This window comes from Mucilaginibacter sp. (genome assembly GCF_028288205.1).
Taxonomy (GTDB): Bacteria; Bacteroidota; Bacteroidia; order Sphingobacteriales; family Sphingobacteriaceae; genus Mucilaginibacter.
Map to the genome: position 1 here is coordinate 1 of NZ_JAQBOD010000058.1, position 15,934 is coordinate 15,934.

General features: G+C 37.0%; 15 protein-coding genes. 6 read left to right on the forward strand and 9 right to left on the reverse strand.

Annotation, left to right across the window (positions count from 1 at the left end; translation table 11 throughout):
* Nucleotides 1-346 precede the first annotated feature (346 nt).
* The 4 genes from JWR23_RS14450 (at nucleotide 347) to JWR23_RS14465 (ending at nucleotide 6,758) form a co-directional block, all read left to right on the forward strand.
* Nucleotides 347-562 carry a hypothetical protein gene (locus JWR23_RS14450; protein WP_299516878.1) on the forward strand — a complete coding sequence of 72 codons (216 nt, stop codon included), beginning with the start codon at nucleotides 347-349 and terminating at the stop codon, nucleotides 560-562.
* A 175-nt stretch (nucleotides 563-737) separates the two neighbouring features.
* A complete protein-coding gene (locus JWR23_RS14455) occupies nucleotides 738-1,085 on the forward strand; it encodes a hypothetical protein (protein ID WP_299516879.1) in 348 nt (115 codons plus the stop codon).
* 192 nt (nucleotides 1,086-1,277) lie between these two features.
* The gene (locus JWR23_RS14460) at nucleotides 1,278-4,961 is read left to right on the forward strand and encodes a CheR family methyltransferase (RefSeq protein WP_299516880.1); all 3,684 of its coding nucleotides are present in this window, start codon (nucleotides 1,278-1,280) and stop codon (nucleotides 4,959-4,961) included.
* A 144-nt stretch (nucleotides 4,962-5,105) separates the two neighbouring features.
* Entirely contained in the window at nucleotides 5,106-6,758 is a 1,653-nt protein-coding gene (locus JWR23_RS14465; RefSeq protein WP_299516881.1) for a glycosyltransferase family 39 protein, read from the forward strand.
* Nucleotides 6,759-6,790: 32 nt separating this feature from the next.
* Here JWR23_RS14465 and JWR23_RS14470 read toward each other — a convergent pair whose 3' ends face one another.
* Nucleotides 6,791-7,462: a cytochrome b/b6 domain-containing protein gene (locus tag JWR23_RS14470; RefSeq protein ID WP_299516882.1), complete on the reverse strand. Its 672-nt coding sequence runs from the start codon at nucleotides 7,460-7,462 to the stop codon at nucleotides 6,791-6,793.
* A gap of 161 nt (nucleotides 7,463-7,623) precedes the next feature.
* Between JWR23_RS14470 and JWR23_RS14475 the strand changes: the two genes are divergently transcribed.
* Nucleotides 7,624-8,385, forward strand: coding sequence for a hypothetical protein (locus JWR23_RS14475; protein WP_299516883.1), 762 nt, complete (start codon nucleotides 7,624-7,626; stop codon nucleotides 8,383-8,385).
* A gap of 6 nt (nucleotides 8,386-8,391) precedes the next feature.
* On the opposite strand, the gene JWR23_RS14480 is transcribed toward JWR23_RS14475, so the two are convergent.
* The 8 genes from JWR23_RS14480 to JWR23_RS14515 all read right to left on the reverse strand — a co-directional run bounded on the left by JWR23_RS14480 (nucleotide 8,392) and on the right by JWR23_RS14515 (nucleotide 14,565).
* Nucleotides 8,392-8,748: a helix-turn-helix domain-containing protein gene (locus tag JWR23_RS14480; RefSeq protein WP_299516884.1), complete on the reverse strand. Its 357-nt coding sequence runs from the start codon at nucleotides 8,746-8,748 to the stop codon at nucleotides 8,392-8,394.
* Between the two features lie 3 nt (nucleotides 8,749-8,751).
* Complete coding sequence (locus JWR23_RS14485) at nucleotides 8,752-8,838, reverse strand: type II toxin-antitoxin system HigB family toxin (RefSeq protein ID WP_299517047.1); 87 nt, start codon at nucleotides 8,836-8,838, stop codon at nucleotides 8,752-8,754.
* A 107-nt stretch (nucleotides 8,839-8,945) separates the two neighbouring features.
* On the reverse strand, nucleotides 8,946-9,134 hold the full coding sequence (locus JWR23_RS14490; RefSeq protein ID WP_299516885.1) for a hypothetical protein: 189 nt from the start codon (nucleotides 9,132-9,134) through the stop codon (nucleotides 8,946-8,948).
* A 50-nt stretch (nucleotides 9,135-9,184) separates the two neighbouring features.
* Nucleotides 9,185-10,348, reverse strand: a complete 1,164-nt coding sequence (locus JWR23_RS14495) for an MFS transporter (protein WP_299516886.1) — start codon at nucleotides 10,346-10,348, stop codon at nucleotides 9,185-9,187.
* 54 nt (nucleotides 10,349-10,402) lie between these two features.
* Entirely contained in the window at nucleotides 10,403-11,044 is a 642-nt protein-coding gene (locus JWR23_RS14500) for a phosphatase PAP2 family protein (protein ID WP_299516887.1), read from the reverse strand.
* A gap of 6 nt (nucleotides 11,045-11,050) precedes the next feature.
* Nucleotides 11,051-11,476 carry a PepSY-like domain-containing protein gene (locus JWR23_RS14505; RefSeq protein WP_299516888.1) on the reverse strand — a complete coding sequence of 142 codons (426 nt, stop codon included), beginning with the start codon at nucleotides 11,474-11,476 and terminating at the stop codon, nucleotides 11,051-11,053.
* An 89-nt stretch (nucleotides 11,477-11,565) separates the two neighbouring features.
* Entirely contained in the window at nucleotides 11,566-14,028 is a 2,463-nt protein-coding gene (locus tag JWR23_RS14510; RefSeq protein WP_299516889.1) for an outer membrane beta-barrel family protein, read from the reverse strand.
* Nucleotides 14,029-14,151: 123 nt separating this feature from the next.
* Nucleotides 14,152-14,565, reverse strand: coding sequence for an EamA family transporter (locus tag JWR23_RS14515; RefSeq protein ID WP_299516890.1), 414 nt, complete (start codon nucleotides 14,563-14,565; stop codon nucleotides 14,152-14,154).
* Between the two features lie 131 nt (nucleotides 14,566-14,696).
* Here JWR23_RS14515 and JWR23_RS14520 point away from each other — a divergent pair, with 131 nt between their 5' ends.
* Complete coding sequence (locus JWR23_RS14520; RefSeq protein ID WP_299516891.1) at nucleotides 14,697-15,932, forward strand: TolC family protein; 1,236 nt, start codon at nucleotides 14,697-14,699, stop codon at nucleotides 15,930-15,932.
* Nucleotides 15,933-15,934 lie beyond the last annotated feature (2 nt).

Sequence of the window (15,934 nt, forward strand, 5' to 3'; positions counted from 1 at the left end):
CGTTTAGTGATTAAATTCGATATAAAAATTAGTTCACCCATGAAGTAAGCAAATGCAGCAATAAACCTATACCCGTTAAATGTTATTACTGTACTGTACCATGTACACGTTGATACACCTGGGTACACCTTGGTACACCAAAAATTGCAATGAACTAAAAATCAACATATTAAATCATTGCCAAATAAACTAACTATTAAATTAACGTGTTTAGCGATTGAAAATTAAGCTGCAAGCGCATGTTTAATATGGTTAAGGGGCTTGTATAATCGCTAAAAACGTTCAATAATTTATTTTAAACAAAACCTGCATTTGCGGCTTATATTAATATAAATGCAATAAGCTAATGGCAAATAAACCCGTAAAATATAACCCAAATCAAAATAAAGCCGATACCTGGAGGCATAACTGGGAAGTTATGAAGCCTTTTGTATATTTTGGCTTTAAAGCGATGACTTTAATAGCCGGCGCACTAATAGGTATTATTAAATTATTACCATCATTGCTTGAACAGCATAAACATAACGGGCATAAAAAGGATGACAGGGTAATTAAGATATAGTATCCGGCGGGGTCGCCCCGCAGATTGTTTGAGGCTGACTGTTCCAGGCGTTCTACTCACAAAAAACAGAACACTCTGTAGATGGGCGTATACGGCTGTAGCCTGCATCTGCTAACATATAAAATGCTGTTTAGGCAAATACTTCGGCTTTAAAAGCTACCTTTGCCCCCCACGCATGGAAGAAAGAAAATATTTAACAACCTGGAGAAGATACATACCGGTTATACGTTTGCATCTTAAAAGAAGCCTTACCGAAGAGCAAAGCTTTAAATTAAACATTACAGATTTTGAATCAGCGGGCGACCGCGGCAAATCAGGCTACACGTTTAACATCACAATGGAAAACGGCAAGGTAACCAACAACATCAGCGGCTCGGCAGTAGCCCGCGATCTTTTCGAGGCCCTAAAAACCGACGATACTATAAAAACTATGCTGCAAGACAAAAGCATAAAAATAAGTGTTGGCAAATCATTTTTATTAAGTATAAAAACAAGCCATATATCGGCCTATAAAGAGGCATAAAAATAATTTTTTTAAATAAAAACCCGATCAAAAAATTGACCGGGTTTTTTTATTTGATTTTTATAATTTTTTAAAGCAATATGGTTTATTACGTATATATTTAAAACAAACCGGCACCTTTAGGTATTATATATAACTAAATCTTTTAAATAACAACATTGGCTATCACAAAAGCTTATATTACCTTCTTTAATGGCTAAAGCAATCGAAGAGGATACATCAATTAATCAGTTTCCGGTCGTTGGTATCGGTGCCTCGGCAGGGGGTTTGGAAGCCGTGCGTTCATTTTTGAAAGCATTACCGGCTAAACCGGGTATGGCATTTGTTTTTATTCAGCATTTAAGCCCCAAGCATGAAAGTATTTTACCTGGCTTGCTTCAAAAGATAGCCCCCTTCCCTGTTCATCAAATTACTGATAATATACACTTAGAGGTTAATAACTTATACATCATTCCGGAAAATAAAACAGTGACCACTACTGATGGTATACTAAAGCTTGCGCCGTTAGATAAGAAAGCCAAAAGAGGTAATACAATTGATCTTTTCTTTTCTTCGTTAGGTGTTGTGCATCAAAGTTATGCGGTTGGTGTGATATTATCGGGTGCTTTAAGTGATGGCACACTTGGCCTGCAGGTTATTAAATCATACGGTGGATTAACCTTCGCCCAGGATGAAGGATCGGCAGCGTTTGATAGCATGCCAAAAAGCGCAATCAAGGCAGGTGTGGTTGATTTTGTACTGCCGCCAGAAGAAATTGCTAAGCATCTTGTCACTATTAATCACCCTTTTACAGATTATTCATCTGCAGAAATAACAAATACTCTCCCTCAACAGGATAACGAAACCTTTAAACAAATACTAACCGTACTGCGTGTGCGCAGGGGGGTAGATTTCACTTATTATAAAAAAAGCACGCTAAAACGCCGCATAATCAGGCGGATGGCGCTCATTAAAATAGAAAAGCCTGTTGATTATCTTAGCTTTCTGCGCGAAAACAAAGACGAACAGGATGCTTTATATAATGATATGCTAATATCGGTCACAAACTTTTTTCGTGACCCGCAAAGCTTTGAAGTTTTATGCAATACCATATTTCCAAGATTATTAAGAAATAAAACAGATGCTGAGCCATTAAGAATTTGGATAGCCGGCTGCGCTACCGGCGAGGAAGCCTATTCTATGGCTATATGTTTGCAGGAGCAGTTGGGCGATAAGACCGCTGCCATAAAAATACAAATCTTCGCTACTGATATTTCTGAAACAGCTATAGCCAAAGCGCGTACCGGTGTTTATCGCCCAACAGAATTGGTGGGTATTTCACCCTCGCGGCTGCAGCAGTTTTTTACCAAATTGGATGGCAGCTACCAGGTAAGCAAAACCATACGGGATATGTGTGTATTTGCACACCATAATTTATTAAAAGATCCGCCTTTTTCAAAGATAGACCTGGTTAGTTGCCGTAATGTATTAATATACCTGGAACCGGTTTTACAAAAAAAAGCCTTAACTACTTTTCATTACGCATTAAATGAAGATGGTTACCTAATGCTGGGCAAATCAGAAACTATTGGCAGCAATACAGACATTTTCTCAGCATATAACAGTACCGAAAAACTATATCATAGAAAAGGCCCGTTAGGGCGGTTTATGACTGTTAGTTCGCCGGGCAGGGAACAAACCTTCCGTGATATTGATAAAAACGTTCAAAAAGAAAACGCAGGCAGTGATATTTTTAAAATAGCTGATGAAGCCATGCTTGCCAATTTTATGCCTGCGAGTGTGTTGATAAATGAAAAGTTTGATGTTGTACAATTTCGTGGTTCAACAGAACAATGGTTAACGCCGCCAAATGGTAAGCCAAGCTTTAACCTGTTAAAAATGGCACGCGAAGGGTTGGGATTTGAATTGCGTAACATGTTGCACATAGCTAAAAAAACAAATTTACCAACACGTAAGTTCGGTATGTTTTTTAAGATAAATGATCTGCAGCATTTTGTTAATCTGCAAGTTTTGAAGCTTGCAGATGTAGCCGATGAGCATTATTTGGTCATTTTCCAACCTGCATCATCTACCGGTATCCAGCCTATAATGTTTGAGGCCAGCCAGACTGCCGAAGACATGAACTATAACGCATCAGAGATGCGTATTGAACAACTGGAAAGAGAGCTTATACAAACCAGGGCCGATATGCGGATAGTATCTGAGGAGCAGGAAACTGCCAACGAAGAATTACAAAGCGCTAATGAAGAACTGCTTTCGGGCAGCGAAGAATTACAAAGCCTTAATGAAGAACTGGAAACTTCTAAAGAGGAGCTGCAAAGTACTAACGAAGAGATCATGATCGTCAATAAGGAATTGTTGGACAGGAATGAGCAGTTAAATAATATGCGTTTATACGCAGAAGGCATTGTAAGCACCATTCGCGATCCGTTAATTATCCTGAATAGAGAATTGCGCGTAAAGCGTGCCACCGGTGGTTTTTACACAAAATTTAAACTTACAAAAGAAGAAACAGAAGGCTTTTACATATATGAGCTGGGAAACCGGCAATGGGATATCCCCGAGCTAAGAGAATTGCTGGAAGACGTATTACCTGCAAAAAAAGTATTGACTGATATTGAAGTTACCCAGGTATTTCCGGCTTTAGGTAAACGAATTTTGTGCCTAAATGCACGTGAAATTGATAATATAAACGGCGAGAAACTCATTTTACTGGCCATTGAGGACATTACCACTAAGCGTAAAATAGAAGAAGGATTGATTGAGGTAGAACGTTTATTAAGCGAAAGTAAGGAACGGTTAAAATTCGCCGTTGATTCGGCAGGATTAGGCACCTGGGATTACGACCCTCAAATAAAAGAATTAATATGGGACAAACGCTGCAAAGAAATATTTAACCTGGCAGCCAATAGTTCGGTTGGTATAGAAGAGTTTTTTGAGCTGATCCATGCAGAAGACCGGGAACGCGTTAAAAACAGCATTAAAGTAACCTTAAGTAATAATAAAGTAACCTTAAGTAATAATGACTCCGGAGAATTTGATATAGAGTTTCGCACTATAGTTTTTAATGATAGGAGTAAATGGTTAAAGGCTAAGGGACGAGCCTATTTTAATGAAGAAGGTAAGGCTATACGGTTTATTGGTACCTTATTAGATATTACGGTTCAAAAACTTATTGATGAGGCTACCCGCGATCTGTTAAATAAAAAGGATGAATTCATTAGCATTGCCAGCCATGAATTAAAAACGCCTATTACCAGTTTAAAAGCTGCCTTGCAAATGATAGAACGCATAATTATGCACAAGGAGGAAATGAAACCCATGCAGGGTTTTGTACAAAAAGGCATTAAACAAGTTGACAAGCTAATTGAATTAATAAAAGACCTTTTAGAGGTTACTAAAATACAAACCGGAAAGCTTGAACTAAAAAAAACCAAATTTATACTGGATGACCTGGTAAAAGAATGTTGCGAAGACCTTCAAATACAATCCGAGAATCATGAAATTATTATTGAAGGTGAAAAAAATCTTTCCATTTATGCTGATAGAAACCGCATTGAACAAGTTATTGTAAATCTTATATCAAATGCTGTTAAATATTCGCCTAACGGCAAAAAGGTTATTATTATAGTTACAAAAATAGATAATGCTGTAAAAGCGGCTATCACCGACTTTGGCATTGGTATACCAAAAGATAAGCTGGAATTTCTGTTTGAACGCTTTTACCGGGTTGATGATGAATCACAAAGGTATTCAGGACTGGGCCTTGGGCTTTATATTTCGGCAGAGATAGTAAGGCGCCATCAAGGTTATATTGGCGTTGAAAGCACCCGCGGCAAAGGATCAACCTTTTGGTTTACTATTCCCGATGCTTAGCTAACAGATCTCTAATTTTTTATTGAACAAAAAGGCAGATTCCAATTCGCCGTTTGCCAATTAATCCTGTTTATTGCTTTATTTTTTGTGCCTGTATATAGCATCAGGCCGTCAAAAAACTTATTATTACACTTTATTTAATGAATGAAAAATAAAGACAAGCTATTTTATTTATTACTGTTTGTTTTGGCATTGGCTGTTAACGTGGCCGGTATAAATGTTAAATTTTTCACCGACGACCCGGCACTGTATGCATCCATAGCCAAAAACCTTATCTATAAGAAAGAGTTTTTTGAGCTGTTTACCTATAATTACGACTGGCTGGATAAACCGCACCTCCCATTCTGGATGGCGATGTTAAGCTTTAAAATATTTGGCATTAGTGTTTGGGCATACAGGCTGCCCGCGCTGCTTTTCTTTTTACTTAGCGCGAGGTATACTTATTTATTTACCCGTAAATATTATGATACGGAAACAGCCGCCATCGCGGTATTAATATTGATGACAGCGCAATACATCATCATGTCTAACACTGATGTACGCGCCGAGCCTTACCTGATGGCGTTGGTAATAGGCAGTATTTACCATATAGCTTGTTTGGAAGAGCGCTTTACATTTAAAGATCTGTTGCTGGCTGCACTGCTTACCGCCTGTGCCGTCATGACCAAAGGCATATTTGTAATAGTGGCCATATATGGCAGTTTATTGGGCCAGCTTATTTTTAGAAAAAAGGTTGTTAGTCTGTTTAGTATTAGGTTTATAGGGCTGTATTTATTGACAGTCTTATTTACCCTGCCAGAGTTTTATGCCCTATATTTACAATTTGACCTGCACCCCGAAAAGCTTGTTTTTGAGCGGCATAATGTATCGGGCATTAAATGGTTTTTGTGGGATAGCCAATTTGGGCGCTTCGTAAACAGCGGACCAATAAGCAGGAATAAAGGTGGTGATATCACCTTTTATTTACACACCTTGTTATGGGCTTTTGCACCATGGTGCCTATTGTTTTATTATGCCGTTTATAAGCGCTTCTGCGATATTTTTAAAAGGATTAAACTTCCCGAATATTACGCCCTAAGCGGAGGCTTGTTATTGTTAATCTTGTTTTCTTTATCAGGCTTCCAACTGCCTTTTTATACCAATACGGTTTTTCCGTTGTTTGCTGTGATTACGGCGCCGTTTTGCTATAAGCAGTTATCAAATTTTGGCCTTAAATTCAGATTGGTAAGTCAATGGGTATATATCACGCTACTAACGCTTATTGTATTTGTTATCAACTTCTTTTTAAAGCCGGCCAGCTATATATTTTTTATTGTTGATTGCGGCGTGTTTTTCCTGTTGGTATTATTAATAAATAACCTTGTAAAAGAAGGATATAAAAAAACCTTCTTTTTAAGCTGTGCAGCGGCGCTATTTGCTAACTTTTACCTTGCTACAGTACTGTACCCGGTTATAGCGACTTATAATGGGCAAAATGCGGCGGCGGCATATGTTAACCAACAACAGTTTGAGCAATACCATATTTACTCTGCCCGGACAGAAAACAACGTGTTTCAGTTTGAGTGTAAAAAGCACATTGACTATTTACCGGTAGAAAAATTTAAAGACTTTAATACAACAGAAAATGCGGTGTTTTATATGAGCCAATATTCTTTAAATTATCTGATAAATAATCATATCCCTTACCGGGTACTGCAATCGTTTCAAAACTACTCGCAGGAAAGGATATTGCCTGAGTTTATAAATAGCGCAACACGAAACAAGGTATTAGACAAAGTTTATTTGGTAACTAAATAACTTGTAATAATAACGAAGTTGATATTTCTCTACTACTCGCCTCCGCCATTTATCATATCAGATACTATCCCTTTGCTGTCTTTTCTTTCGGCTAAGTAAACACCGGCTAAATGTATTGCAATAAAGCCAAGTATAATATACATGCAAAATCCATGTATATCCTTAACTGAATGCCTGATTGATTTATAGGGCGCAAAGAAATCTTCGAATGCCAGGAATAACCCCGTTATAGCCATTATAATAAGTAATAAATAGAAAATAGCATATATGGTTTTAACCACAAGTTCATGCCTTGCCAGTTCTCTTTGCTTTTTTATTATATAATAATCTTTATACGCGCCCTTGATTTTTCTGATAAATTTTTGATCGGCTAACTGGAAAAACTCTAAAACCAGGCGAAACACCAACAATGTTACCAGCGCATAGCCAAAATATATATGTATTCCCCATACATTATCGCTCATGGCATGTGCTACAGAACCAGCTTGCTTGTCGGTAACTACTGATCCTGCTTTTTGCAGCTCATCTTTCATAAATGCAGCGCTTGACCTATCATCAAGAATGGTTGAATTTATAAGCACGGTTAGCAAAGACCCTGTAATTACAATAGCATTTAACCAATGCCAAAGACGTAAAGAAGACGAATATGTTTTTATTTGATATGGATTATCAATATTTCTTTTAACCGGTTCTATAACGCTCATATATAATATTTAAACTGCATCAAAGTTGATAGTTATTTTTTGAATTTATATGTCTATTTCAAACTTATCGATAGATATTGTAGCAATTTTGTAGCAATTGCCTTTCTTCATATTAGCTACAGAATTTAACTGTAATTTTATATAACTTAAAAGTTGCAACAATGTTTAAAAACTTACTTTTTATTACTTTACTATTTGCATTTACAGCTGTTAAAGCACAAAACAATTACGAAATACAGGTGTATGGATCTGAAACCGTTGAGACGGGGCGCACCATGCTTGAACTGCATAGCAATTATACTGTAAATGGCAGTAAAACCATTGAAGACGGCGTTTTACCAACCAACCATGTTTTCCACGAAACTATTGAGATAACGCATGGCTGGACGCCTTGGTTTGAAACCGGGTTTTACTTTTTTAATACTTTAGGAAGCGACGGACGCAGCGCCTATGTGGGTTCGCATATACGCCCACGCGTAGCAGCGCCCGAGGCATGGCATTGGCCGGTTGGTGTAAGTGTATCATTTGAGTTTGGTTTTCAAAAAGCTGCTTATGACGCCAATACAACCTCTTTAGAGATAAGACCAATTATTGATAAAAAATGGGGAGGATTATACGTTTCTCTAAATCCAACTGTGGACAAAAGTTTTGTCGGACCAGAATCAAATCAAGGCTTTATTTTTTCACCAAATATAAAAGTGAGCTATGATATTAGTAAAGTTGTAGCGTTAGGGCCAGAATATTATGGCAGTACAGGACCATTCTTCCATTATTACAGTTCAACAAATCAACAGCATCAAATATTTTTAGCTACAGATTTGAATTTTAGCCCAAACTGGGAATTTAATGCCGGATATGGTTGGGGACTTACAAACAGTACAGACAAATCTATATTTAAAGTAATTTTAGGGAAGCGGTTTTAATAATTGTTAATATTCTTGAATAAGGATATCAGTCGGAATACTTAACCTTTCATGAAGTTTACGAATCATATCAATTGTCAATTTTCTCTTTTTGTTTAATATTTCACTAACCCTACTCTTAAGCCCAATAACTTTAGCTAAGTCCTTTTGATTATAATTTAGTTGCTCCATTCTAAATTTGATAGCTTCAATGGGATCTGGAAAATCAATTGTATCAAGAGTGTTCTCATAATTATCAATCAAAACGCCTAATATTTCAAGCTCATCTCCCTGGTCGCTTCCAGGTTGTGCATCAAATATAATTTCCAACCTATTTAAGGCTTCCTGGTAATCACTATCTGTTTTTATCGGTCTAATTTTCATATTTTAAATTTTGTTCGCGTCAATTTTATCATATTCTGCATGCGTGCCCACAAAACGTATCCAAATCATTTGATAGGGATAGTTTACAATTACATAATACTAAGTTTCCCAAAAATGGGAAATAATATTTCTATAAATAGCATTAAAAATAGATATGATAACAGACCCTTCTGCTTTGGAGAAGACAAGATAAGACTTTACCCTTTATCCTCTTCCCAATAAATAGTATCTAAAAACATCTTGTTTTCGGTTGCAACTTCGGCCTTTACTTTTTCTAATTCTGTTTTAACATCATCTTCGCTATGATCGCCTTTTATAGTATAGTGATAAATTACGTTGCCGGTCTTACTATTAATGAATTTATAATGTTTTTCGGCGACTTTCATAGTTAGTTTTCTGTTTAAACCTAACGCTTACAAATCTAAATAGTTTGCAGTTATGCTTTATCGTCTTTTATATTATAAACCAGAACAACCACTAATGCGCCTAATAAAGAGATCAATCCAAACGACCAGCGCAAACCGGCTGCCTGGGCAATAAAGCCTATAAACGGTGGCACTATTAAGAAACCCAAATAACCAATGGAAGATATAGAAGCCAATGCTGTGCCGCTGCTCATTGTGGTTGATTTACCCGCCATTTGAAACACCATAGGCACTATGCATGATACACCCAAGCCAACCAATATAAAGCCAAACCCGGCAGTAAGCGGTAATGGAAACAATACAGATAACAGCAAGCCGCTAAAAATAAATATGCCGCTAAATCTTAGCAGGTTTTTAATACCAAACCGGTTTACTGCAAAATCGCCCACAAAACGCCCAAGCGTCATGGCAATCATATAAACCACAAACCCCGCGGTTGCACCGGCTTTAGTTACATGTATCACTTTTTCAAAATAAATGCCGCTCCAGTCATACATCGTGTTTTCGCAAGCCATTGAAGCAAAACAGATAAGCGAAAATGTTATTAATGATTTTTCTGGAAGGGTAAACAACTTTTTCTTTGGCTGAGGCACAGGTGCGGCATAAATAGTACCTTTAATAAACCAAAGTGTAAATACAACAAGCAGTACACTTACACCTAATAAATGATAGGCTGTGCCAATATTATAATATACCATAAAGTACCCCACGGCAGCACCTCCAAAGCCTGCCATACTCCATATACCATGAAAAGTTGCCATGATAGATTTATTGTACAAAGCCTGCACCCCTACCGCCTGCGCATTGGTCGATATGTTAAACAGATTGCGTGATACCCCAAAGCAAAACAGGGCCAATACCAACTGCCATATAGTTACACTAAACCCAATAAGCCCCAGCACAACACTAAAAAACAAACAGCCAAAAAACATAATGCGCCTGCTGCTATGTTTACTTAATAAGTGGCCTGTTACGGGTAAGGTAAGCATTAACCCAATAGGCATGGCAAATAATATGCCGCCTAATTGCGCTTCATTTAAATGCAGCTGATGCTGTATGGTGGGTATGCGAGACGCCCATGAGGCATAACCAAAACCTGAGAGGAAGAAAAATACAGCATTGGCAATACGAAGCTGTTTGGGAGTACGGGGAGCAGTTATTTTATCAGATGGCATCAAGCTGCAAATTTAAACCAAATACAGTTTTAAATAAGGTAATACTTAACTTTTTTAAGACGATGGCTGCTTTAAATATAAAAAGCTTAGGATATATAAACATATCAAACCCAACAAAAACCCGGCAGTTACATCAGTGAACCAATGGGCACCCAAATAAATGCGCGAAAATGGTATGGAAAATATCAATAACAAACTTATTATGGAAACCGGTATCCTGAAATATTTAGAGATGGTTTTAAGTTTATACATCAATAAGGTTAAAAAGCCAAAAAACATTACATAAAAAAGTACATGCCCACTTGGGAAGCTTTGTTGTTGGGTTTTAATTATAATTCTCACTAATGGCTCTGAGGGCCTGGGGCGGTTTATCAATAATTTAATAACTGAGCTTATTAATCCGGATAATAAGGTAAGCGCCAGGAATAACGCTTCTTTTCTGTACTTAAATATTAAAAATATTAATGCTGTACTTAATACCATAATTGGGGCATATGGCATGTATCCAAACAGGCTTATGGCTTTCATGGATGTATCCAGGAATGGATATTGGTGTTCTTGCACCTCGGCAGAAAATTCCCTGTCTATAAAAGATAAAGGAAAAAAACATACAAACACAGTAAGTAAAATAAATCCCAGGGTTATAAATCCCAGTACATACTGTATAATATGTTTTTTTCGCTTATCTAATTGCATTCAAGATTAGTCCTTTTTTATAAAGTTACCTTTCTCATCAAATATCAAATCGCCGCCTTTTATTTCGGCTTCAAACATTGTCTTTCCCGCAGCATCAGTTACCTTACCGGCTTCTTTTATTTTTGCGCCTTTGTACTTTGCAGCAATATAAGGTGCAATATTTTTAGGTAATTCACTAATCGGTATAGCTTTAACAATTTCAACAAATGCACCAGCCGGGGTAAATACTACAGAGTTATCCTCGCCCGATTTACCGCCCCAGTTAGCCTCGTAATTACCTTTTTCTTTTTCCCAGCTTACTTTAGCTGCCTCGGGATATTTACTCATCAATGCAGTTTTAACTACCTGAGGAACATCCTTACTTTTTAAATCCTGCGCTACAACACTACCGGTTGCAATCAGGGCAATGCCCATAATTAATATCTTTTTCATAATCTTGATTTTTACTCAAGTTATAATTATATTCTGTAGTAAACTTGTTCAATTTTTGTATTAAAGTTGAACAAGTTCAAATAAACGTTTTAATTTTCGGGTGGCGCCTGTAAATTGCCATTATCATCTTTTTCCTTTTCTTTATCATTTTTAAATTCAAGCTTGCCAAATTTGTAGCTTAAACTTATCCCGAATGTACGAAAAGGCACCTGGCGCAAACTTGATTGACTGAAGTTTGCCCCTGATGTGGTTGCCAGTTGGTTTACGTATTTGTTAAATGGATCTGTAGTGGTAAAACCTATGCTGGCCTTTTTATTAAGAAACTGCTTACGAAAAGCCAGGTTATACGAGAAAAATGCAGGACGTGTGCCTTGTATAGTTCTTTGCGAAGAATTATAATTACCAAACGCCTCGGCAATAAGGTCATGGCCAAACTGGTAAGTTGTATTTAAGTTGAGCCTATATGTAAATCCGCTAACATTCGGGCTGCCTGGGTTACTGGTTATCCTGTTGGCAAACATGGAGTTTAAACGCAAATTAAGTTTATCTGTTACAGGTACCGAGCCAAACAGGCTAAGGCCTTCTGTAGTTTCGGTTCCGATATTATAACGCTGATTTAAAAATACATTTAAATATTTAGTCCCCCCTACATTTAAAGTATCATATTGTGTGGTATATGATTGTATATCATCGGTATTATAACGGTAAAAAACAGCGACGTAAAAATTTGCACCGCTATTGTATGATTTATTATAGCCTAACTCATAATTATGCCCTATTTCGGGCCTTAAGTTGGGATTACCGGTAGTTATGTTATGCGGATCGCTAATGTTATAAAACGGATTAAGATCGCCATAATCAGGGCGCTCAATACGATAGCTATAACTTAACTTAATAGATTGCGTCGGGTCTATTTTATGCGATATAACAGCAGAGGGTGCTAACGTATTATAGCCCGGGATGTGTGCCCCCGGAAAATCAGAGGTAGTTTTAGTATACTCATCCCTTAAGCCGGCTTTTGCATTTATAAAATTATTAAACAGTGAAAACTGTGCTGATAAATAATAGGCATATACGCTACGCTTATAATTAAACCCATAAGTTTGATTGGCATTTGGTATAAACCCGCCTGCCGAAAGTGTATCGGTAGCAACATTATTATTTATAGTTTCAAAAACACCTTTAGCGCCGGTCTCTAACGTAAAGGTTTTACTAAAAGGATGTGTATAATCAATAGAAATATTTGTTTCTCTATCCTTGCCCGGATTATTACTCATGGCACCGCTTGAAGGGTATCCGCCTGTTGAATAATCCTGCTGTTGAAAAGAATAAGCTGTGTTTTTGCTTTGGCTGGTTGTGTATAAAATATCTAATTCCTGGCCCTCTGTTTTAAAGGTCTTCTTGTAATCAAGGCTATAATCAATTGAATTTGCATTGAATTTACTGTTTGAATTACGCAAAGAAATAAGATCAGAAAGCAGGTTATTGGTAGTAAGGCCCCTTGTTGTTTGGTCCTGGTTAGTTAAGCCATTATTATGATTACCAAAATGATTAAAACCAACGGCACCTGTTAATTCATCATATTTACTAATACTCCAATTTAAACTTAAGCCCGATTTGTATCCGCTTCTTACAAATGCGGTGCTGCCATTCTGGTAAAAATGAGTTAATGTACTTGTTTTATTATCAGTGGTAAAACGGTCATTGGTATTAACTGTAGTAGTGTTTAATTGCTCGTTGCCGCCAAAAAAAGCATTTATGCCAAAGTTTCCTTTACGGGCATTTAAGTTTATTGATCCATTATTTAATCGTGTACCGGCCGATAGATTGATGTTACCATTAAAACCTTGCACCTTACTCTCTTGTAAAATTATATTAATAATACCGCCGGTACCATTTGCGTCATATTTTGCACCGGGGCTTGTTATTACTTCTATACTTTTTATCTGGCTGGCGGGTATTGATTGTAAAGCATCGGCAAGGCTGGCGCCAAAAATGCTTGATGGCTTACCATTAATTAAAAACCTGATGTTGGCATTTCCCTGCAACTCCACATTACCATCTATATCAACTGTTACCTGCGGCACTTTCTTCAATATGTCCAAGGCTGCTCCGCCTTGCGATGTAAGATCGTTGGCGGCATTATAAACCAGTTTGTCTATTTTATTTTCAACAGTGGGGGTCTTGCCTACAATATTTACGGTTTGCAACTGGTTTTGTACCGGGGCAAGCAATAATGTATTTAAAGATACAACAGCAGTGGCATTACTAATAATAACATGATCTATAGTATTAGCCTTATAACCCATAAAATCTACCCTTATGGTATACTCACCATTAGCAATGTTATTGATTGAAAAATTACCCTTAGCATCAGATACTGAGCCATTAAAGGGACTAGCTACCCCGGCTTTAAAAATACTGATAGTAGCATACTCAACAGGCTGCTTAGTTGAAGCGTCAATAATTTTACCGGTAACTTTGCCATTATTTTGTGCTTTAACGGTAACAAAAGAAACAATTAAAAAAATGACGATACAAATTCTTTTCATAAATAATTCAAGCATAATCCGACAAAAATACGTGTCAATGTTGAATTAAATTTGATTTTTTAGCTTGGTAATAAAATCAATACAAATGCTCGCCTACTTATAAACAGCGCTGCAAGGTTGCTTTTAAAAAATCAATACAAATGTTCCGCCTATTATAAGCAGCGCCGCAATGGTAGTTTTTAAAGTAAGCGTTTCGCCCAAAAATACTGCTGCTAAAACAATAGCCAGGGCTACGCTCAATTTATCAACCGGCGCTACTTGCGAAACTTTACCCAACTGCAGCGCTTTAAAGTAACATATCCATGACAGGCCCGTGGCACATCCGGAAAGTATAAGGAACATCCAGTTTTGTTTGGTCAAACTGCCAATGGTACTATTACTTCCTTTAACAAATACAATTGTCCATGCCAGTATAATAATAACCACTGTACGTATGGCCGTAGCCAGGTCGGTATCAACATCTTTGATACCGATTTTTGCAAAAATAGCCGTAAGGGCCGCGAAGAGTGCTGATAGCAAAGCATATATCCACCACATAATAATATTGTTATTTAAATCATTTCTATAAAGGTCAATAACAAATCTGTATAAAACTTGTTGTTTCTATACAACTTTAATACAGAATTATAACTTATTATTGCCGAATAAATATCTATATGTTTTTACGAATGAAGTGGTTTTTTGGCATTATTATTTTTATTAGTTCCTATTCGGTTTCATTGGCACAAACTTATTCTTTGGACCATTATTTGAATATCGCACAAAAAAACAGCCCGCTGTTAAGAGATATACACAACCAGGTAGGTTTAAGCAAATTGGATAGTTTAAGATTAAGAGCCAGCAATAACTTCCAGGTAAATGCATCAAGCGCGGGCTTGTTTGCACCGGTTATAAACGGGTCTGGATATTCGGGTGCCATTACCAATGTACAAACCTTTAATGCTTTATTAGGGGTAAGCAAAACAATAATCGGCCGTGGTAATTTAAATACCCAATATGCGGCTATTCAATTACAAAGAGATTCGCTTATAGCGTTGTCACGTATTTCTGAGCAGGACCTGAGGAAATCAATAATCGCGCAATATATTACCGCGTATGGAAGCGCACAACAATTAAAATTTAATAGCGAAACCATTGAATTGCTTAACCAGGAAGAGGCAATACTTAAAAACTTAACACGCGCAAATGTATACAGGCAAAGTGATTACCTGGCATTTGTGGTGACTTTAAAGCAACAACAATTACAATTATTACAAGCAACGCTGCAATTTAAAAATGATTATGCTACCCTTAATTATTTGGCGGGGATTGCCGATACTTCTATGGCGCAATTGAGCGAACCAATCATTCAAAAAACACAAACTCCGCAAATCTCAAGCAGTATATTCTATCAAAAATTTAAGCTGGATAGCTTAAGATTGATCAACAGTCACCGGTTAATTGATTTTAGCTACAAGCCCAGAGTAAATGTGTTTGGTGACGCCGGCTTTAATTCGGATTTTACCGGGCAGGAATATAAAAACTTTGGTACAAGTGTGGGTTTTAACATTATTGTACCCATATATGATGGGGGGCAGCGCAAATTACTGCATCAACGGCTTGCAATAGAAGAAGACTCAAGATTGAGTTATAAATCGTTTTTTGATGTACAATACCGGCAGCAAATAGCACAGCTAAATCAGCAAATAAGCGAGAGCGACAAAATACTAAACCAGGTAAATGAACAGATAAAGTATACAGAAAGCTTAATAAAAGTAGATACCCAACTTTTACAAACCGGCGATCTTAAAATTGCCGATCTGATACTGGCTGTAAATAATTACCTTACTGCAAAAAACCTGCTTACCCAAACTACTATAAGCAGGCTGCAACTCATCAATCAGTTAAATTACTGGAACAAATAATC